The organism is Microbacterium sp. P5_E9 (genome assembly GCF_054049175.1).
In genome coordinates, this window is the sequence record NZ_JBFUMV010000002.1 from 133,619 (window position 1) to 152,907 (window position 19,289).

Consider the following 19,289-nt stretch of genomic DNA (forward strand, 5'->3'; position numbering starts at 1 on the left):
CGGTGGGCCTCAGCGGCGATGTCGGGGGCCGCGCATACCGTGAGTGGCATGCGGATCCTCCACACGTCGGACTGGCACATCGGGCGGTCGTTCCACGGCCATTCCACCCTCGATGCGCTGCGCGGCGTGCTCGAGACGCTCGCCGCGCAGGTCCGCGAGCACTCGGTCGATGTGGTGATCATCGCGGGCGACGTCTTCGACTCCGCCGCGCCGGCCGCGGCCTGCTACGGCGTGCTGAGCGGCGCGCTGCGCGGGATCTCGGATGCCGGAGCCGCCGTCATCGTCACGAGCGGCAATCACGACTCGGCGGCACGCCTCGGCTTCCAGTCCGGGCTGCTGCGCGACGGCATCCATGTCATCACCGACCCGCTCACCGTCGGCATTCCGGTATCGATCGAGGACGAGCACGGTCCGGTGCACTTCTACGGACTCCCGTTCCTCGAGCCCGCCCTCGTCCGGCACCTTTGGCCCGACACCGAGCTGCGCTCGCAGCACCAGGCGCTCGCGTACGCGATGGGGCTCGTCCGCGACGACCTCGTCGAGCGCGGCGGCCGGTCTGTCGCGATCTCGCACTGCTTCGCCGCCGGCGTCGAGCAGACGCCGGGGCTGGAGCGCGACATCCAGCAGGGTGGCGTCGACCTCGTGCCGCTGTCGGTGTTCGAAGGACCCGACTACGTGGCCCTCGGGCACATCCACGGGCGGCAGCGACTGTCAGAGCGGGTCCGCTACGCGGGCGCCCCGCTGCACTACAGCTTCGGTGAGGCCGACAAGCCGCGCGGTTCATGGATCGTCGATCTCGATGCGGTGGGCCTGGCCTCGGTGGAGTGGCTTGATCTGCCTGTTCCTCGGCGGCTCACGACGATCCGGGCGAGCCTCGACGACCTGCTCTCCGACGCGAGATTCACGGATGCCGAAGACGCCTGGGTATGCGCGCAGTACACCGACGCCACCCCCCAGCTCGATCCGATGCGTCGCCTCCAAGCCCGCTTCCCGCACTGCGCGACCGTGATGCATCTGCCCGACGGGCGCCGCGAAGCCGACGGACTGACCTACGCGGGGCGCGTCCGCGCGGCGCGCAGCGACGCCGACCTCATCGACACGTTCCTCGCGCACGTCCGCGACGGCGAGGGCGCCTCAGCCCGGGAGGCGGAGCTCGTACGCGACCTTATCGACGAGCGATCGCTCGCGGAGGCGTCTGCGTGAGGCTGCATCGACTCGAACTGGAGGGGTTCGGTCCCTTCCGTGAGCGGCAGGTGGTCGACTTCGACGCTTTCGCCGACGACGGGATCTTCCTCATCGCGGGGCGCACCGGCGCTGGCAAGTCGAGTGTGCTCGACGGCGTCTGCTTCGCGCTCTACGGCGGCGTGCCGCGGTACGACGGCGTGGAGCGACGGCTGCGCAGCGACCATTGCGGGCCCGATGACCCCACGTCGGTGACCGTCGAGTTCAGTGCCGCCGGCGGGCGCTGGCGGGTGACCCGCTCGCCGGAGTATGAGCGGGCGAAGAAGCGCGGCAGCGGAACGACGCTCGTGGGCGCCGATGCGCAGCTCGACGAATGGAACGGCGCCGGCTGGGTCGGGCGAGCCTCCGGGGCCCGCAACGTCGGCCTGGCGCTGGAGGACGTGCTCGGGCTCAGCCAGCAGCAGTTCCTGCAGGTGATCCTGCTCGCGCAGAACCGGTTCGCCGAGTTCCTGCTCGCCAAGAACGACGAACGCCAGCGGCTGCTGCGGCGGCTGTTCGGAACCCGTACGTACGAGGACTACCAGTCGGCGCTGGAACAGCGTCGCAAAGACGCCGAGCAGGCGCTCGCCTCGGCCGGCGAAGGCGTGTCGCTTCTCCTCGGCGAGGCCGAGCGAATCCTCGCCGCTGCCGAGCTCAGCGCCGAAGGCGAGACACCTGCGGCCGACGTCGAGTCCCGCTTCGGCTCCGCCGACCTCGGCGCGCAACGTGCGGCCTATCGTGCCGAGACCTCGATCCGGGAACGGGATGCCGCAGACCTCGCTCACCGCGACGCCGAGGCATCGCACACCGCCGCGAAGGCGCTGCGCGACGCCCAGGAGCGTCGAGCGCGCTCGCGCGCGACCCTCGCGGAGCTCGAAGTGCTCCTGCCGAAGATCGCCGCGGATCGGGCCGTGCTCGATCGCGCGCACGCGGCCGAAGCGCTGCGCGGGTCCATCGAGGCCGCGGCACGCGCCGCGGCGCGGGCCGCGACGGCCGCGTCCGACGTCGATGCCGCCCGGACGGCATGGGCCGCGGGGGGAGACGATCCCGGCGTCGATGCCGCCGACCTCGAACGGGTCGTCGATGAGCTGACGGGCGACCTCGCGCTGTGGACCGCGGCCGCCCTGCAGGAGCGCGAGCTCGCCGTCGCGCAGAGACGCCTCGCCGAAGATGAAGCCACCGCGAGCGAATTCGAACAGGATCTGGCCGGCCTGGACGAGGGCCGCGCGGCGATCCCCTCGACCATCGCGAAGATCGACGAGGAGCTCGTTCAGGCCCGGGTGCTCGCCGACCGCCTCGAAGGCGCGAAAGAGCGCCTGACGACGGTCACCGGTCGTCTGGCATCGGCGCGCGAGGCCGAGCGCCTCCAGCTCCTCCTCCGAGACGCTGAGGCCGCCTACCTCGCCGCGAGCGGCCGGCACGACGACGCCCGCACCCGCGTGACCGATCTGCTGCGCCGTCGTCTCGCGGGGCACGCGGGGGAGCTCGCGCAGGGGCTTGTCGCGGGCGAACCGTGCGCGGTTTGCGGGGCCACCGAGCACCCGCAGCCGGCGGCTCCGTCCGATGAGCCGGTAGGCGACGACGTCATCGCGGCGGCCGAGCAGGTTCGCGACGCCGCGGCGACGGCGGAATCCGCCGCTCGTGAGCAGGCCCACGCCGCACGCAGCGAGTGCGCTGCGGCGGTGACGAGCGCCGGCGGTGAGTCGGTAGACGCTCTGGAGCAGGTCCATGCCGAGGCAGCCGCCGAGGTCTCGACCTCCCGGTCCGCCGCGGAACGACGCGACCGTCTCGCGGCGCAGCGCCAGGACCTCCAGGACGCCGATGCCGCCGTCGTCGCCGAGCGGGAACGCCTGGCAGGCGACCTCGCAGCGCTGCGGCTCGCGATCGCCGCAGCGTCGGCGGAAGTGGCGGCGACCAGTCGCACCATCGACGCGGCGCGTGCGGACTTCCCTTCCGTCCAGGACCGGATCGACCGGGCCGCCGCGCGCCGAGATCGGGCACGCGTCCTCGCCGAGGCGCTCAGCGCCGACCGTGCGGCCGAGCGCGCCCGGCGCGAGACCGCAGGCGATCGCGATGACCGGGTGGCGGCATCCGACTTCTCCGACGCCGCTGAGGCGACCGCGGCTCTTCGCGACACGGACACCCGGGAGAGGCTAGACGCCGGTATCCGCGAACACGAAGCCTCACTCCGGGCCGAGCGTGATCGGCTGCGCGAGCTGGAGCTCGAGCTGGCCGGTGCTCCCGAAGAGGTCATCGATCTCGAGCCGTCGAGCGCAGCCCTCGCCGCGGCCCGCGACCGCTGGAGTCGTGCCGTCGACCAGGCGGCCGAGGCCTCGCAGACTTCAGCGCGCGTGGCCGACCTCATCGACCGCGCGCGGACGGCCCACGCTGCCCTCGGCGACCTCGCGGCGGACAGCGCCGTCGTCACCCGCCTGGCGAACACGGTCGCGGGGCGCGCGCCGAACACCCACCGGATGACGCTCGAGTCGTTCGTGCTCGCGGCAGAGCTCGAAGAGATCGTGCTCGCCGCGAACCTGCGCCTCGGAGCGATGACCGCGGGACGCTACCTGCTGCAGCACACCGATGCGCGAGCCGCCCGCGGGGCGTCGTCCGGACTCGGGCTCGAGGTCATGGACGCCCACACCGGTCAGACCCGGCCACCGCACTCGCTGTCCGGCGGCGAAACATTCCTCGCCTCGCTCGCGCTCGCGCTCGGGCTCGCCGAGGTCGTCACCGCTCGGGCCGGAGGGGTGCGACTCGACACTCTCTTCATCGACGAGGGCTTCGGCTCACTGGACGCCGACACCCTCGAACTCGCGATGCGCACCCTCGACGAGCTGCGCCAGGGCGGCCGCACTGTCGGCGTCATCAGCCACGTCGAGACGATGAAGGAGCAGCTGCCCGCTCAGCTGCTCGTCGAGGCGAGCGGTCGCGGCCCCAGCGTCATTCGCCAGGATGTCGCGTCGACCGTCTGATTCCACAGCGCGCACGTGTCTGATTGTGCGATCTTCCCAGCGCGGGATAGGGTGTGCGCGAGCCAGGCCCCTGGGGGACCTGCCGAAACCCGAAATCGCCGGAGATGTCGGTCGTGCACGCCCGTTCACGAACTCGCCGGTGTGGCATCGCTGGGGAGAGACCATGCACACAACTCGTAAGGCGCGCCGCATCCTGGCCACCGTCGTCACTGGCGCCGTGATCGTCGCCGGATCGCTGCTGGGCGGGTCCGCAGCCACGGCGGCCCCGACGCTGCTGCTCCCGGCCCCGACAGCGATGGCTGCCCTCGGCGACTCCATCACCCAGGCGCTCATGACCTGCAGCAGCCTCTCCGGGTGTCCGGTGAACTCGTGGTCGACCGGTTCGGCGGCCAGCGTGCCTTCCCACGCCAAGCAGCTCGGCATCCTTCCGGCCAAGGCTTTCAACGATTCCGTGTCGGGGGCGAAGGCAAGCGCACTGCCCGCGCAGGCGACGAAGGCGGTCGGTCAGGCCGCCGGCTATGTGACGATCGAGATTGGTGCGAACGACGCCTGCACCAAGACGGTGGCGACCATGACGCCGGTCGGGAAGGTCGGGGATGGCGCCGCCGGCACCTTCGCGACCAGCATCTCCACCGCACTGGCGACGCTCGCGGCCAGCCCCTCGCAGCCGCAGATCTTCGTGGCCTCGATCCCGAGCCTCAAGCAGCTTTACGAAGTGAACAAGGGCAGCTCGAGCGCTCGCTTCACCTGGACTGTGCTCGGAATCTGCCAGTCGATGCTGGCGAGTCCCACGAGCACCAAGCAGACCGACCTCGACCGCCGCATTGCGGTGCAGACCCAGGTGGACGCGTACAACGCAGTGCTGGCTGAGGTGTGCAGCAAGACCCCACGGTGCCGCTTCGACGCCACCGTCGCGACCACCGTTTTCCTTGCAAGCGACATCTCGACACGGGACTACTTCCACCCGTCGCTGGCGGGACAGGTGAAGCTCGCTCAGAACACCTGGGCTCAGACGCAGTACGTCAAGTAGCCGCCCAGGTCTGATCGGCGTGGCGCGCCGCCGCTCGATTGTGCGATCTTCCCGGCGGGCGTAAGGTTTGCGCCATCGGCCTGGGGGTCGTTGACCCGAAACTCCGGTGAATCGGACGTGAGCACGACCGCGCGATGATCCGGCCAGACTCCGATGGGGAGAGAGCCATGAACGAACCACGTCGGACGCGCGGTGTCGTCGCCGCACTCATCGTCGGAGCCGTCCTCGTCGCCGGCTCGATGATCGGAAGTGCAGGAGCCTCGGCCGCGCCCGGCGCGAAGCCTTCGCCTGCGCCAACTGCAACGTCCACCCAGGCGCCGGCGCCCAAGGGAAAGCCGACCAGAACGCCGATCGCGACGCCCACCTCGACCCCCACCTCGACCCCCACGTCGACCCCGACCTCGACGCCCACGTCGACGCCCACGTCCACGCCCACGTCGACGCCGACTTCGACCCCTACCGCGACGCCCACTGCGACGCCCACTGCGACGCCGACAGCAACGCCCACCGCGACGCCGACCTCGACCCCAGCACCGACGAAGATCATCGCCGCCCTCGGCGACTCCATCACGCAGGCGATGTCGTCGTGCGGAAGCATCAGTGACTGCCCGGCGAACAGCTGGGCGACGGGCACCAACGTGACCGTGCAGTCCGTCGCCTCGCGGCTTGGAGCGACAACCCGCTTCAACGATTCGGTCAGTGGCGTCAAGGCAGACGCGCTGCTCGGGCAGGCGAAGCAGGCGGTCGCTCAGCAGGCGCAGTATGTGACGATCGAGATCGGTGCGAACGACGCCTGCACCCCGTCGGTCGCGACGATGACCGACCCCCAGGTCTACTCCGCCAACATTTCTGCAGCGCTCACCGAGCTCTCGAAGCCGACCGGCTCACATCCGAAGATCTTCGTCGCATCGATCCCGAACCTCCTGACGCTGTACTCCGTCAACGCGAGCAGCCTCAGTGCCCGGTTCATCTGGACTCTGGGGGGCGTCTGCCAGTCGATGCTGGCGAACGCCGGAAGCACCCAGCCCGCGGATGTCCAGAGGCGCAATGACGTGCAGGCGCGAGTCACCGCCTACAACGCGGCGCTCGCCGCTCTCTGCACCGCCGCGATCAACTGCACCTTCGACGGAAACGCCATCGCAACCACGGCGTTCCTTTCCAGCGACATCTCGACGAACGACTACTTCCACCCGTCGCTGGCCGGGCAGACGAAGTTCGCGGGGGTCGCCTGGACGGCCTCGCACTGGGTGCCGTAGGCCCAACCGATCAGGCGCCGTACTCGTCCTGGATTCGCTCGCGCAGCTGGTGACTGCAGGCGGTCACGGTTTCGCGCCAGTCGGTCAGCGCGCCGTCTTGCGCGCGATCCGAGACCGCCTTCAGCACGCGGATCGGTATGCCGAACCGCTCGGCCACCCACACATAGGCATAGGTCTCCATGTCGACGAGGCCCGCACCCAGCGGCCGGATCACCGAAACGGCCTCAGCGTCATCGACGAAGTGGTCGCCAGTGGCGATCGTGACGCCTTCCCGCCCGAGTTCGAGGCGGGTCGGCAGCGAGACGTGCTGGCCGACGATGCCGTCGATGTCGGTCACGTCATGCTGGATCGCTGAACCGACTTCGTAGACGGATGCCTCGAGCAGAGGGTCGATCGCCCCGGCCGTGCCGACCACGACGATCTCGTCGTAGTCCGCGGCCTGCAGTGCGCGGGTGAGCTCGAAGGCGCCCTGCAGCTTGCCGGGTCCGGTGACCAGGCGGTCGAATCCGGGGAGTTCGGCGGGGAAGGCGATCAGTTCGGCCTCGAGGGCCGCGACGAGGAGTCTCACCGCGCCAGTCTGTCAGGACGGCCTGAGCGCGACGCTCAGCTTCCGCCGGAGATGATCCCGATGATGCCCGACCCCAGCATGTAGACCCCCACGGCTCCGACGACGACCCAGATGGCGATGCGCGACGGCGAGGGCTTCTTCGAGTCGGGTGCGGGGCTGCTCACCCTTCGAGGGTACGTCCATTCCGCCTGGGCATCAGCCGCGCAGCCCGATGGGGCGGACGAGGATGTGGCGTTCGTCGCGCACCCACCGCGCGCGCACCGCCCGGAATTCGGACCGGGTGGCGAAGCGGTAGCGATACGAGACCACCCGCACCCAGCGCGGTCGCTCGCCGCGGAACGGGTCGCGGGCGAGCAGGCGCAGGGTCGCGGCATCCGCTTCCAGGAGGCGGAAGAGGAAGACCTGGAACCAGTCGTCGAGCGACCGCCCAAGCGGGAGGAACCACATCAGCCAGTCCAGCCTCAGGTGATAGGGCGCCCATTGGCGCGGGATCCGGCGGACGTCGCCTGGTTTGCCCTTGAAGTCGTACTCACGCCAGTCCGCGGCATCCGGATTGTGGTCGAGCGTCCCCTCGACGACGTACTCGATGCGGCGCTTCGTCACCGTGCCGAACGCGCCGTAGGCGTTGGCGAGCTGCCACCGGTTGAAGCTCGCGTTCATGAGCTGTCGATGGGCGGTGAGATTGCGGGCCGCCGGCCAGCTGATCACGAGGTAGAACACGCCCACGGCGCTCGTGACGACGAGCCACGGTCCAGCGGCCGCGGCGGCCGGTCCCTGAGCCTGTCGAAGGGCGGGCAGCCCGATCGCCGAGAACGCGAGCACGATCGTGGCCCAGTTCAGCCACGCGAAGTTGCCGGTCAACACGAGCCACAGCTGTGTGGCGAGGACGATGGATGCCGCGACCGCGCCGACGATCGCCGGCACCGGTCCTGGCACCACGAGCCCGAGGATCGGCGCGAACAGGAACCACGGCACCACCAGCTGCGCGAAGTGGTTGCCGATGACCTCGAACCGATGGAACCAGCGGGGGAGGAGGTGCGCTTGACGGCTGAGCGGACCAGGCATCGGCTGCGTCTCGTGGTGGTAGGTGAGTGCGGTGAGATCGCGCCACTCCCGCCCACCGCGGATCTTGATCATCCCCGCGCCGAACTCGAGCCGGAACAGCAGCCACCAGAACAGCACGATCACGGCGGTCGCCGGCGGCTGGTCATCCGAACCGAGGAAGGCGGCGAGGAACCCCGCCTCCAGCAGCAGCATCTCCCAGCCGAAGCCGTAGAAGGTCTGCCCGATGTTCACGATCGACATGTACGCGCCCCACAGCAGGAGGAAGCACAGTGCCGGCACCCAGGGCGGCCCCAGCTGCGGGAGCCCAGCGACCAGGGCCGCGGACACGGTGATCCCGCCCGCACAGAGCACCACCAGGCGCCGGTCGGTGTACCGCAGCAGGCGGAAGAGGGTGGGGCGCAGCATCCGTCCCCGGCTCTTCGATGACCGTGCCCACTCGAGCAGCTCGGGGGCGGGGAGGAGGCCGTGCTCGCCGAGGAGCGGACGGAACTGGTTCAAGCTCGAGAGGAAGGCGATGAGGTAGAGCGCGGCAATCCCGCGCTGGAGCACCTGCCGCGCGAACTCGAAGTCGACCGCCGCGAACCCGTCCATGGGTCAGTCCTCGAAGAGGTCCTCGAGTTCGACCGGGACCCCGGCCGCGTCGGCCAGAGCCTGGCGCGCCGCGAACCACCCCGGCATGCCGGTGATCCCTGGTCCGGGCGGAGTCGACGCCGACGCCAGGTAGACCCCGCGCAGCGGGGTGCGCCACGGGGTGCGCGAGACCACCGGCCGACGGAACGCCTGGACGAACGTGAACGCGCCGCCGAGGATGTCGCCGCCGATGTCCGACGGGTTGAAGGCGGCGCGGTCCGCGGCGCTCATCGAGTGCGACGCGAGGATGCGGTCGCGGAACCCCGGCGCGAACCGCTCCACCTGACGGGTGACGAGCTCGGTCGGGTCGAGCGTGGACCCGGACGGCACGTGGAGGTACGCCCACAGCACCTGCTTGCCGTCCGGCGCCCGCGAGTCGTCGAGGATCGACGGCTGCACGGCCAGCACATACGGCGCGTCGCTCATCCGGCCTGCGGCGACCGCGTTCTCGCTCGCTTCGATCTCGGCGCGGGTTCCGCCGAGGTGCACGGTCGGCGCGCGGCCGACGTCCGGGTGCGACCAGGGCACCGGGCCGTCGAGCGCGAAGTCGACCTTCGCTGCGCCCGCCCCATACCGGTAGCGCCGGATGCCGCGGGCATACCGTGCAGGCAGGTCGGGGTGGGTCAGCACGAGGCGCGGCGAGGTGTCGAGCAGCAGGAGGTCACCGGCATCCGGATCTCCCCAATCGAGCGTCGCGAGCGAGGTGACGTTCGAGTTGGTGCGCACTTCGCCACCATGCGCGCGCAGGTCTGCGAGCAGTGCGTCCGCGATCGACTGCGCACCACCACGTGGATACGCCCAGCCGTCCGGCCCGTGGGCGTGGGCCAGCAGGAACAGCGCCGAAGCCGCCGCGCCGACCGTGGGCAGCTGGGAGTTGGCGTGTGCCACGACCCCGGCGTAGAGCGCATCCGCCTCCTCGGTCGCGAAGGTGCGGCGTCCGAGCGACGTGCCCAGCTCCAGGGCGCGCAGACCGAAGCGCGCGGTCGTCACCGGATGCCGCGGCATCCGGATCAGCTGATTGCCGGTGAAGTCGACCACGCCGTCGAGATGCTCGCCGAGCGGCCGGACGACGGCCTTCCAGGCGCGGCTGTCGGGGCCGAGGGCGTCGGCGGTGCGGTCGATGTCGCGCCACGCGATCGCCGCACGGCCACCGCCCGCTGCGCCGTCGAGGGGCTGCGCGAACGAGGCCTCCGGCACGATCCACGAGGTTCGCTCGCGAAGCCCGAAGGCACGGAAGAAGGGTGAGCTCAGCGCCGCGGGGTGCACGGCCGAGCAGACATCGTGCCGGAACCCGGGGAGGGTCAGCGGGGCGGTGCGGACGCCGCCGCCGATCGTGCTCGACGCCTCGAGCACCACCACCTCGAGGCCCGCCCGGGCGAGCGCGACCGCCGCGGCGAGTCCATTGGGCCCGCTGCCGACGACGGTCGCGCGCCTGGCCATGGGGTCAGTCTCCCACTGCGGCGAGGGTCTTCGCGCCGGATGAGTGCGTGCAGTCAGGCCGACCGTCCCGGCGTTCGCCGAGGGCGTCGGGCGCGCTGAGTGCAGGTGACCACGGGATGCGCCAAGATGAAGTGCGATCGTCCGCAGGAAGAGGTGCTCTATGGAATCCGTGCTGCTCGACACCCCGAGTGGGATCGGCGCCCGACTGGGCTGGGACCCGAAGCTCCCCGAGCACGACCGCAAGCGCATTCTGGCGCGGCAGATCATCTCGGCCCGGATGGGCGTCGAGGAGAAGGCCGTGCGTATCCACCGCGAAGCGCCCGCGCAGTTCGGCTTCCACACCCAGCTCTTCGCCGAGATCGACGAGAAGGAGCTGCCGCTGGAGATCCGCACCGCGAGCTTCCGCGGAGCGACGGTGGCGGTGGTCGCCGACGACGGCGTGCAGCTCGGCATCGACCTGCGCGACACGCAGCCTGACGAAGCCACGCTGGCCGATATGCGCAAGCACTCGCACATGGTCAACATCGATGACATGTCGGCACTGATCTCGCACTGGACCAAGGTGCAGGCCGTCCGCGAGGCCGACGGCCGCGGCGTGCGGATGAAGCCCGAGTATGTGCGGCTCGACCTCTCCAAGCACAAGGGCTGGATCCCCGACCGACCGGTGCACTACTCGCTGGTCGACCTGTCTCGCGACGGCTGGGTCATCACGCTCGCCTACTCGAACGAGTCCTGACCCGCGTTCGACCTAGTCCTCGACGAGGTCGGGAAGCGCGGCCTTCAGCTCGGCGATCCAGGCGCGCGCATTGCCGTCCGACGGGGCGCGCCAGTCGCCGCGCGGCGACAGCGAGCCCGCAGGCGACACCTTGGGGCCGTTCGGTATCGCCGATCGCTTGAACTGCGCGAAGGCGAAGAAGCGGTTCAGGAACACGTGCAGCCACTTCGCGACGGTCGGCAGGTCGTACGCGTAGCGGTCCTCGGCGGGGAATCCGGGCGGCCAGGCTCCGGCATCCGCGTCCTGCCATGCCCGCTCCGCGAGGAAGGCGATCTTCGAGGGCCGGAACCCGTAACGCAGGATGTGGAACAGCGCGAAGTCATGCAGGGCATAGGGGCCGATGCGATCCTCGGTGGACTGCATGCGGCCGTCCTGGCCGGCGGGAACGAGCTCGGGGCTGATCTCGGTGTCGAGCACCGCCTGCAGCACCTCCTTGGCGTGATCGCCCAGCGGGGTGGTCTCGTCGTCGTGCGCGATCACCCACCGGATGAGGTGCTGGATGAGCGTCTTGGGCACGCCCGGGTTCACCGCGTAGTGGCTCATCTGGTCGCCGACGCCGTAGGTCGACCAGCCCAGGGCGATCTCGGAGAGATCGGAGGTGCCGATGACGATGCCGCCGTGCTGATTGGCGAGCCGGAAGAGGTAATCGGTGCGCAGCCCTGCCTGGACGTTCTCGAAGGTGATGTCGTGCACCGGCTCGCCGTCGGCGTAGGGGTGCCCGATGCGATCGAGCAGCTCCAAGGCGGCGGGGCGGATGTCGATCGTCTCGATCGACGCGCCCACCGCTTCGGCTAAGGCGATCGCGTTGGCCTTGGTGTGCTCGCTGGTGGCGAATCCGGGCATCGTGTAGGTCAGGATGTCGCTGCGCGGGCGGCCGAGCCGGTCCATCGCGCGCGCAACCACGAGCAGCGCGTGCGTCGAGTCGAGGCCGCCGCTGAGCCCGAGCACGGGCTTCGGGCCGCCGATCGCGCTGATCCGCTGCACCAGGCCGGAGACCTGGATGCTGAACGCCTCGTAGCAGTCCTGGGCGAGTCTGGCCGGGTCGTCGGGCACGAACGGGAACCGGTCGAGGGTGCGCTTCAGGCCGATGTCCGCGGCGGGTGGGTCGAGCTCGAAGTGCACCGTCCGGAAATAGGCGTCGTGGGTGCGGCGGTTGTCGTCGAACGTCCCCTGCCGGAGGCGATCCTGGCGGAGGCGGTCGAGGTCGACGTCGGCCACGCTGCGCCGCGGGCCGTCCGGGAAGCGCTCGGTCTCGACGAGCAGAGTGCCGCCCTCGTAGATCATGGTCTGGCCGTCCCACGAGACGTCGTTCGTGGACTCGCCGGCGCCGGCCGCGGCATAGGCGTAGGCGGCGAGGCAGCGGAGGGACTGCGACTGGCAGAGCGCCTTGCGATCGTCCGCGCGGGCGATCGTGATCGGGCTGCCGGACAGGTTGAGCAGCACCGAGGCGCCCGCGAGGGCCGCGAGCGACGACGGCGGGATCGGCACCCAGACGTCTTCGCACACCTCGGCGTGCAGGACGAGACCGGGCACATCGAGGGCCTCGAACAGCAGGTCAGGCCCGAAGGGGGCCTCGAGGCCTGCGACCCGGATGTCTTCGCCCTGCTGGTCGTCGCCGGGCGCGAACCAGCGGCGCTCGTAGAACTCGCGGTAGGTCGGCAGGTACGACTTCGGCGAGACGCCCAGCAGCTCGCCGCGGTGGATCACGACGGCGCAGTTGTACAGGCGGTTGCGATGGCGCAGCGGCGCTCCCACGACGAGCACGGGGAAGAGATCGACGGATGCCTCGACCAGTCGTGCGACGGCGGCCTCGACAGCGTCGAGCAGGGCATCCTGCATCAGGAGGTCGTCGATCGAGTACCCGCTGAGACACAGCTCGGGGAAGACGGCGACGGCGACCGACTCGGCATCGCATTCTCGGGCCGCCTGCAGCACGGCCTCGGCGTTCGAGGCCGGGTCGGCGATCGCGACGGGAATGGTGCAGGCCGCGACGCGCGCGAAGCCATGCCGATAGGCGCTCTCGAACGGGAGGGCTGTGCTCACCGTCCCAGTCTGGCAGGTGGCGGGTCGGCCTCGACAGGCGACGCGCGCGGGCATGTCGGGGCTCGCGGCTATCGTCGAGGGCGGAAGGGCATCATGCGATACATCGAAGGCGAAGGCCGGATCGTCTGGAGTGCGAGCGACCTGAAAGCCGCCGCCGAGTGCGAGTTCGCGTGGCTGCGGGCGATCGACGCACGACTGGGTCGTGTGCCGGCGGTGGTCGAGCCGGAAGACCTCACCCTGGCACGCGCCGGCCGCCTCGGCGGAGAGCACGAGCTTCGCGCCCTCGCCTCCTACCGTGCGGCGCACGGCGAACGCGTGGTCGAGATCGCCGCGGCGCGGTCGACGGATGCCGCGGCTCTCGCCGAAGCCGTCGCGCGGACGAATGAAGCACTGGCGTCCGATGACGTGACGGTGATCTACCAGGCCGCGTTCTCGACCCCCGACTTCGTCGGCTTCGCCGACTTCCTCGTGCGCGACCCTTCGACAGGCTCAGGGCAGGCTCCACATGAGGCCGGCCGCTGGATCGTGCAGGACACCAAGCTCGCGCGGCGCGCCAAGGTCACCGCGCTCATGCAGCTCGCGGCCTATGTCGATCAGCTCGATCGCCTCGGGGTGCCGCGCGCCGATCGGGTGGAACTGCTGCTCGGCGACGGCACGGTGAGCGTGCACGAGGTCGCCGACATCTTCCCGGTGTTCGAACTCCGCCGCGCGCGGCTGCGCGCCCTCATCGACGACCGCGAGCTGACGCTCGGCGCACAGGGCGCCGCCATCGCCTGGGGTGACGGGCGCGGAGAGCTCGGCGTCGTCGCGTGCGGTCGCTGCGCCACCTGCGACGCCGAGGTGATCGCGGGCCGCGACCTGCTGCTCGTGGCCGGGATGCGACCCGTGCAGCGCGAGCGACTTCGCGCGGCCGGCATCCTCACGATCGACGACCTCGCCACCGCGACCGCTGTGCCGGCGCGGATGAGCGCCGACACGTTCGCGATGCTGCGCACCCAGGCTCGCCTCCAGCTGGCGAGCCCGGCCGGGAGCGGCATCCCTCCGCTCGTTGCCCACCCGGAGGACGGTGGTGAGCACGCGCCCGCGACCGAATCGGGCGTGGTCGTGCCGACCTTCGAGGTTGTGCTGCCGCAGGCGCTCGGCGCGCTGCCTCGGCCCGACCTGGGCGACCTCTTCTTCGACTTCGAGGGCGACCCGCTGTACACCGAGGCGCCGGATGCCATGGGCGTCCTGCAGTGGGGGATCGACTACCTGTTCGGGTGGGTGGATCTGCGGGAGCAGTACACCCCGCTCTGGGCGCACAGCTTCGCGCAGGAGCGGGTCGCGCTGGAGACCTTCCTCGACTTCGTCGCGCTCCGCCGCCGCCAGCACCCCGGGATGCACATCTACCACTACGCGCCCTACGAGCCGACGCACCTGCTGTCGATGGCAGCGCGCCACGGCATCCGCGAATCCGACGTCGACCGACTGCTGCGCGATGGGGTGTTCGTCGATCTCTATCCGATCGTGCGCCGGTCGCTGCGCGTGGGGTCGCGGTCGTACTCGATCAAGAAGCTCGAGCCGCTGTACATGGGCGACGAGGTGCGCACCAGCGACGTGCAGAAGGGCGACGACTCGATCGTCAAGTACGTCCAGGCGCGGGCGCTGCAGGAAGACGGCGACACCGCGGGCGCCGGCCAAATCCTGGACGATCTCGCCGACTACAACCGGTACGACTGCGTCTCGACTCGGCGCCTCCGGGACTGGCTCGTCGACCGGGCGCGCGAGGCCAATCTGCGGCCGTCACCGGAGCCCGAGCCCGACGAGAAGGTGTACGAGCCGTCGCCGCGCGCCCTCGCCCTGTCCGCCGCGTCGCGCAGCCTCCCGGACGACTCGGACGACGCCCAGTCGCTGCGCCTCGCGTCCGCCGCGATCGACTACTACCCGCGCGAGGCGAAGAGCTACTGGGGAACGCACTTTCTGCGCCTGCGCGAGCCCGTCGCCATCTGGGAAGAGGTGCGCGACGTCGTCGTGCTCGACGGCGCCCGGTGCCAGGTGATCGAGGACTGGAATCGCCCGGAGGGCGCCAGGGCCGACCGGCGCGTGCTCGAGCTGCGCGGCGAGCTCGCGCCCGGCACCCGTCTGAGCGCAGGGACCGACCCCTTCGCGCTCTACGAGCTGCCTGCGCCGTTCCCGTTCGAGCCGTCGCCCCGCTGGATCCATGCCGACCACCGCGTGCGGGTGGTCGAGGTCCTCGACGACGGCGCGATCGTCGAGGAATACGCGGTGCAGGGCGAGACGTGGTCAGAACTGCCGATCGCCCTGACTCCGCCGCCCCCGCCGCGCGCAGGCAACCAGCAGTCCGCGATCGACGCGTGGGCCGATACGCTCATCGCCGCGGCGCCGGCTTTCCCCGAAGACCCTGCGACCGACATCCTGCGCCGGCGCCCGCCGCGCACCCTTCGACAGGCTCAGGGACCGGCTGGACACGCTCAGGGACCGGCTGGAGGGCTCGCGCAGTCGTCGGGGAACGACGTCGATGCGATCGTGCGGTCGCTCCTCGACCTGGACCGCAGCTACCTCGCGGTGCAGGGCCCACCAGGCACCGGTAAGACCTACGTCGGCTCGCACGTCATCGCGCGCCTGATCCGCGAGCACGGCTACAAGATCGGCGTGGTCGCCCAGTCGCACGCCGTGGTCGAGAACATGCTCGACCGCATCGTCGACGCCGGCGTCTCGCCCGCGCAGGTGGCCAAAGCGCCGAAGGATGCCTCGGCCGAGACATCCTTCACCGTCATCCCCAAGAACGGCATGGCGGCGTACGTCGCCGAGCAGACCGGCGGGTTCGTCGTCGGCGGAACGGCATGGGACTTCAGCCACGAGGGCCGGATTCCCCGTGGCAGCCTCGACCTGCTGGTGATCGACGAAGCCGGGCAGTTCTCGCTCGCCTCCACGATCGCCGTGTCGCTCGCCGCGTCCCGCCTGCTCCTCCTGGGCGATCCGCAGCAGCTGCCCCAGGTGAGCCAGGGCACCCACCCCGAGCCGGTGGACACGTCCGCGCTCGGCTGGGTGATGGACGGATCGGATGTCGTTCCACCCGAGTTCGGGTACTTCCTCGCCCGCACCTGGCGCATGCATCCGGCCGTCGCGGAGCCGGTGTCGCGGCTGTCGTACCGCGGCGAGCTCGCATCGCATCCCTCCGCGGGGCTGCGCGTCCTCGAGGGCATCGAGCCCGGACTGGCGGCGGTCCCAGTGCGCCACCACGGCAACTCCACCCAATCGCGGGAGGAGGCGGACGCCGTCGTGACGATCGTGCGAGGGCTGCTCGGCCGGGCCTGGACCGGCACGACGGTGAGTGACGAAGAGATCACCGTGCTCGCCCCGCGCGCGCTCGAGCAGTCGGACATCATCATCGTCACGCCCTACAACGCGCAGCAGGTGGAAATCGAGGAGTCCCTTGCGGCGGCAGGGTTCGATCGTGTGCCGGTCGGCACTGTCGACAAGTTCCAGGGCAAAGAGGCCGTGGTGGCGATCCTTTCGCTGGCGGCGTCGTCGGGCCGCGACGCGCCGCGCGGTCTGGAGTTCCTGCTCCTGCGCAACCGCCTCAATGTCGCGATCTCACGAGCCATGCACACCGCGTACGTCGTGCATTCGCCCGGACTCCTCGACGACCTGCCGCACACGCCGGAAGGCGTCGCACGGCTGAGCGGATTCGCCCGGCTCGTCCTGCACTGACCCCGAGTTCCGCAGCGGAGGTATCAAAGGCGCGGCAGCGGACTCTCTCCTGGGGAAGGGGGGAGTCAGCGATGAGCGCAGTCGAACACGCAGCGTCAGCCGCGATCGAGGAAGTGGCGGACGACGGGAATCGAACCGGTCACGGCATCCGGTTCTGGATCCACCGCTATCTGCCGGCAGAGATCGTGGGCACGGCGGCGCTGATGCTCGCCGGATTCGGCGTCACGGCCTGGACCGACGCCCCGGCCGTCATCGCCGTAGCCGCCCTGATCGGCGAGAGCATCGGCTTCTACGCCGTCCTCGCCTTCACCGTCTACCTCGAGCAGATCCGGGTGGTCCGGCCCGGCCGCGGCATCACCCGCTCCCGCCGACGCGCGGGCGTGCGCACGCTGCTGCTCCTGGCTGCGGAGTTCGGGCCGTCCGAACTGCTCGACTCGCTCGTGATCCGGCCTGCCGCGCTCGTGCTCGGCGTGTGGCTGATCCCGGATCCGTTCTGGGGGCTCCTCGCCGGCAAGGTCGTCGCCGACATCGTCTTCTACGTGATCGCGGCCGGCGCATTCACCGTCACCGACCGCACCGGGCTGCGCGGCGCCACCGAGGAGAACGCATCATGAACCAGCCACACCCGCCGATCCGGCCGGCGCACGCATTCCTCGACACCCGTCGCGCTGAGACCGCCGCACTGCTGGCGATGGATCAGGCCCGCGCCGCGCTCGCGGTGCACGGCACGCCGCTGCTGCTGCTGGACACCGACCGCGTGCGCCGGCAGTTCCGCCGGCTGCAGGCCGCCCTTCCGTCCGTGCGCTTCCACTACGCCGTGAAGGCGCTCGCGCACCGCGCGGTCATCCGCGCGCTCGCCGGGGAGGGGTGCGGCTTCGATATCGCGTCGGATGCCGAGCTGGCCCTGCTGCGCGCCGAGGGCATCGGCGCGCACCGGGTGATCCACACGCACCCGGTGAAGAAGAGCTCCGAGATCGCCGAAGCGCTCGATGCCGGCATCCGCACCTTCGTCATCGACAATGCCGGGGAACTCGCCAAGTTCGCCGGTGCGCCGGCGGAGACGCGGCTGCTGATCCGCCTCGCGTACCGCAGCCCGCATGCCAAGAGCGACCTGTCATCGAAGTTCGGCGTAGGCCCCTTCGAGGCCGCGCAGCTCGTCGCCAGGGCGCGCGACTTCGGACTGCGCGTTGCGGGCTTCAGCTTCCACGTCGGAAGCCAGCTCGACGACCCCGCGCGGTTCGCCGCAGCGACGAACGACACCCTCGATCTCATGGCGGAGCTCGAGCGCGCCCAGGGGGTGCGCTTCGACACCCTCGACATCGGCGGCGGGTTCCCGGTCGGCTACGACACCCCGGTCGCCCCGCTGGAGGAGGTCGCCGCCGCGATCCGACCGATTCTCGAGGAGCGGGCCGCCCACCTCAGGGTGATCGCCGAACCCGGGCGCATCCTCGTCGCCGAAGCCATGACGCTCGTCACGAGCGTGGTGGGTGTGGCTGAGCGGGCCGACGGGCTCTGGGCCTACCTCGATGATGGGGTCTACGGTTCGTACTCGAACGTCGTCAGCGAGGACGTGCACCCGCTCGTCTTCGCGGTGCGGGAGCTGGACACGCCTGACCCGTCATCGCACCGCTGGACGACACTCGCGGGTCCGACGTGCGACAGCGCCGACGTCGTCGCGCGCGAGGAGCTGCTGCCCGAGCTCGCGGTCGGAGATCTGCTGGTGAGCCCGACGATGGGCGCCTACACCGCGGTCACGGCCAGCCGGTTCAACGGCCGCGCGCTCACGCCCATCGCGGCACTGCGCGGCGTACCCGACATCGGGGCGCAGTCGGCGCCCGCGCCCGAACCGGTCGAGCTGCGATCGGTCGGAGAGCTGCAGCGTCAGCTGTAGACCCGCAGCGGTGGCTCAGACGGTGCCGTAGAGGCGATCGCCCGCGTCGCCGAGCCCGGGGACGATGTACCCCTTCTCGTTGAGGCGCTCGTCGAGCGCTCCCAGCACGAGGGTCACGTCCCGGTCGCCGCACTGCTTCTCGATCGCGGCGACGCCCTCCGGCGCGCCCAGCAGGCAGATGGCGGTCACGTCCTGTGCCCCGCGCTTGAACAGGAACTCGATCGCCGCGCCGAGGGACCCTCCGGTGGCGAGCATGGGGTCCAGGACGAAGCACTGCCGGTCGCTCAGATCGTCGGGCAGTCGTTCGGCGTAGGTCGACGGCACGAGGGTCTCCTCGTTGCGCACCATGCCGAGGAAGCCGACCTCAGCCGTGGGGATGAGCTTGACCATGCCCTCCAGCATCCCGAGTCCGGCGCGGAGGATCGGCACCACGAGCGGGCGCGGCTCTCCGATGCGGACGCCGATCGTCGTGGTGACGGGGGTGCGGATCTCGTGCGGCTCCACGCGCACGTTGCGCGTCGCCTCGTACGCGAGCAGCGTGACGAGCTCTTCGGTGAGCTGACGGAACACCGGCGACGGGGTGCGCTCGTCGCGCAGCACCGTGAGCTTGTGGGTGATGAGCGGGTGGTCGGCGACGTGGAGGCGCATACGCCCAGGTTAGCCGGGTCGTAGTCTCGTGGT

15 protein-coding genes are annotated in these 19,289 nt (G+C 70.6%); 8 read left to right on the forward strand and 7 right to left on the reverse strand.

Going from position 1 to position 19,289, the window contains the following annotated elements; genetic code table 11:
- Window positions 1–48: 48 nt before the first annotated feature.
- The 3 genes from ACXJ3V_RS04005 (at window position 49) to ACXJ3V_RS04015 (ending at window position 5,226) form a co-directional block, all read left to right on the forward strand.
- Window positions 49–1,203 carry an exonuclease SbcCD subunit D gene (locus ACXJ3V_RS04005; protein ID WP_457098972.1) on the forward strand — a complete coding sequence of 385 codons (1,155 nt, stop codon included), beginning with the start codon at window positions 49–51 and terminating at the stop codon, window positions 1,201–1,203.
- Window positions 1,200–4,196 carry an AAA family ATPase gene (locus ACXJ3V_RS04010; protein ID WP_457098973.1) on the forward strand — a complete coding sequence of 999 codons (2,997 nt, stop codon included), beginning with the start codon at window positions 1,200–1,202 and terminating at the stop codon, window positions 4,194–4,196. Before ACXJ3V_RS04005 ends, ACXJ3V_RS04010 begins: the two co-directional genes overlap by 4 nt.
- A 163-nt stretch (window positions 4,197–4,359) precedes the next feature.
- Window positions 4,360–5,226, forward strand: coding sequence for a GDSL-type esterase/lipase family protein (locus tag ACXJ3V_RS04015; protein ID WP_457098974.1), 867 nt, complete (start codon window positions 4,360–4,362; stop codon window positions 5,224–5,226).
- On the opposite strand, the gene ACXJ3V_RS04020 is transcribed toward ACXJ3V_RS04015, so the two are convergent.
- Window positions 5,219–5,860 (reverse strand): hypothetical protein, encoded by a 642-nt coding sequence (locus tag ACXJ3V_RS04020; protein WP_457099431.1) that lies wholly within the window; start codon window positions 5,858–5,860, stop codon window positions 5,219–5,221. The two genes, ACXJ3V_RS04015 and ACXJ3V_RS04020, sit on opposite strands and share 8 nt — an antisense overlap.
- Between ACXJ3V_RS04020 and ACXJ3V_RS04025 the strand changes: the two genes are divergently transcribed.
- Window positions 5,805–6,482, forward strand: a complete 678-nt coding sequence (locus ACXJ3V_RS04025; RefSeq protein WP_457099416.1) for a GDSL-type esterase/lipase family protein — start codon at window positions 5,805–5,807, stop codon at window positions 6,480–6,482. The two genes, ACXJ3V_RS04020 and ACXJ3V_RS04025, sit on opposite strands and share 56 nt — an antisense overlap.
- A 10-nt stretch (window positions 6,483–6,492) precedes the next feature.
- Here ACXJ3V_RS04025 and ACXJ3V_RS04030 read toward each other — a convergent pair whose 3' ends face one another.
- The 4 genes from ACXJ3V_RS04030 to ACXJ3V_RS04045 are packed head-to-tail and all read right to left on the reverse strand — an operon-like array spanning window position 6,493 to window position 10,185.
- Window positions 6,493–7,050, reverse strand: a complete 558-nt coding sequence (locus tag ACXJ3V_RS04030; RefSeq protein ID WP_457098975.1) for a phosphorylase family protein — start codon at window positions 7,048–7,050, stop codon at window positions 6,493–6,495.
- A gap of 35 nt (window positions 7,051–7,085) precedes the next feature.
- Window positions 7,086–7,214: a hypothetical protein gene (locus ACXJ3V_RS04035; protein WP_457098976.1), complete on the reverse strand. Its 129-nt coding sequence runs from the start codon at window positions 7,212–7,214 to the stop codon at window positions 7,086–7,088.
- 31 nt (window positions 7,215–7,245) lie between these two features.
- Window positions 7,246–8,706 carry a lipase maturation factor family protein gene (locus ACXJ3V_RS04040; RefSeq protein WP_457098977.1) on the reverse strand — a complete coding sequence of 487 codons (1,461 nt, stop codon included), beginning with the start codon at window positions 8,704–8,706 and terminating at the stop codon, window positions 7,246–7,248.
- A gap of 3 nt (window positions 8,707–8,709) precedes the next feature.
- The gene (locus tag ACXJ3V_RS04045; protein WP_457098978.1) at window positions 8,710–10,185 is read right to left on the reverse strand and encodes a phytoene desaturase family protein; all 1,476 of its coding nucleotides are present in this window, start codon (window positions 10,183–10,185) and stop codon (window positions 8,710–8,712) included.
- Window positions 10,186–10,345: 160 nt separating this feature from the next.
- Between ACXJ3V_RS04045 and ACXJ3V_RS04050 the strand changes: the two genes are divergently transcribed.
- Window positions 10,346–10,921, forward strand: coding sequence for a hypothetical protein (locus tag ACXJ3V_RS04050; protein ID WP_457098979.1), 576 nt, complete (start codon window positions 10,346–10,348; stop codon window positions 10,919–10,921).
- A 12-nt stretch (window positions 10,922–10,933) separates the two neighbouring features.
- Here ACXJ3V_RS04050 and ACXJ3V_RS04055 read toward each other — a convergent pair whose 3' ends face one another.
- Entirely contained in the window at window positions 10,934–13,003 is a 2,070-nt protein-coding gene (locus ACXJ3V_RS04055) for an NAD(+) synthase (RefSeq protein WP_457098980.1), read from the reverse strand.
- Window positions 13,004–13,096: 93 nt separating this feature from the next.
- Here ACXJ3V_RS04055 and ACXJ3V_RS04060 point away from each other — a divergent pair, with 93 nt between their 5' ends.
- From ACXJ3V_RS04060 to ACXJ3V_RS04070, 3 genes are all read left to right on the forward strand, one after another.
- Window positions 13,097–16,717 carry a TM0106 family RecB-like putative nuclease gene (locus tag ACXJ3V_RS04060; RefSeq protein WP_457098981.1) on the forward strand — a complete coding sequence of 1,207 codons (3,621 nt, stop codon included), beginning with the start codon at window positions 13,097–13,099 and terminating at the stop codon, window positions 16,715–16,717.
- Window positions 16,718–16,788: 71 nt separating this feature from the next.
- Window positions 16,789–17,331, forward strand: a complete 543-nt coding sequence (locus ACXJ3V_RS04065) for a hypothetical protein (protein WP_457098982.1) — start codon at window positions 16,789–16,791, stop codon at window positions 17,329–17,331.
- A complete protein-coding gene (locus tag ACXJ3V_RS04070; protein WP_457098983.1) occupies window positions 17,328–18,608 on the forward strand; it encodes a type III PLP-dependent enzyme in 1,281 nt (426 codons plus the stop codon). The genes ACXJ3V_RS04065 and ACXJ3V_RS04070 overlap by 4 nt, the downstream gene beginning before the upstream one ends.
- A 15-nt stretch (window positions 18,609–18,623) precedes the next feature.
- On the opposite strand, the gene upp is transcribed toward ACXJ3V_RS04070, so the two are convergent.
- Window positions 18,624–19,256 carry a uracil phosphoribosyltransferase gene (gene upp, locus ACXJ3V_RS04075; RefSeq protein ID WP_457098984.1) on the reverse strand — a complete coding sequence of 211 codons (633 nt, stop codon included), beginning with the start codon at window positions 19,254–19,256 and terminating at the stop codon, window positions 18,624–18,626.
- Window positions 19,257–19,289 lie beyond the last annotated feature (33 nt).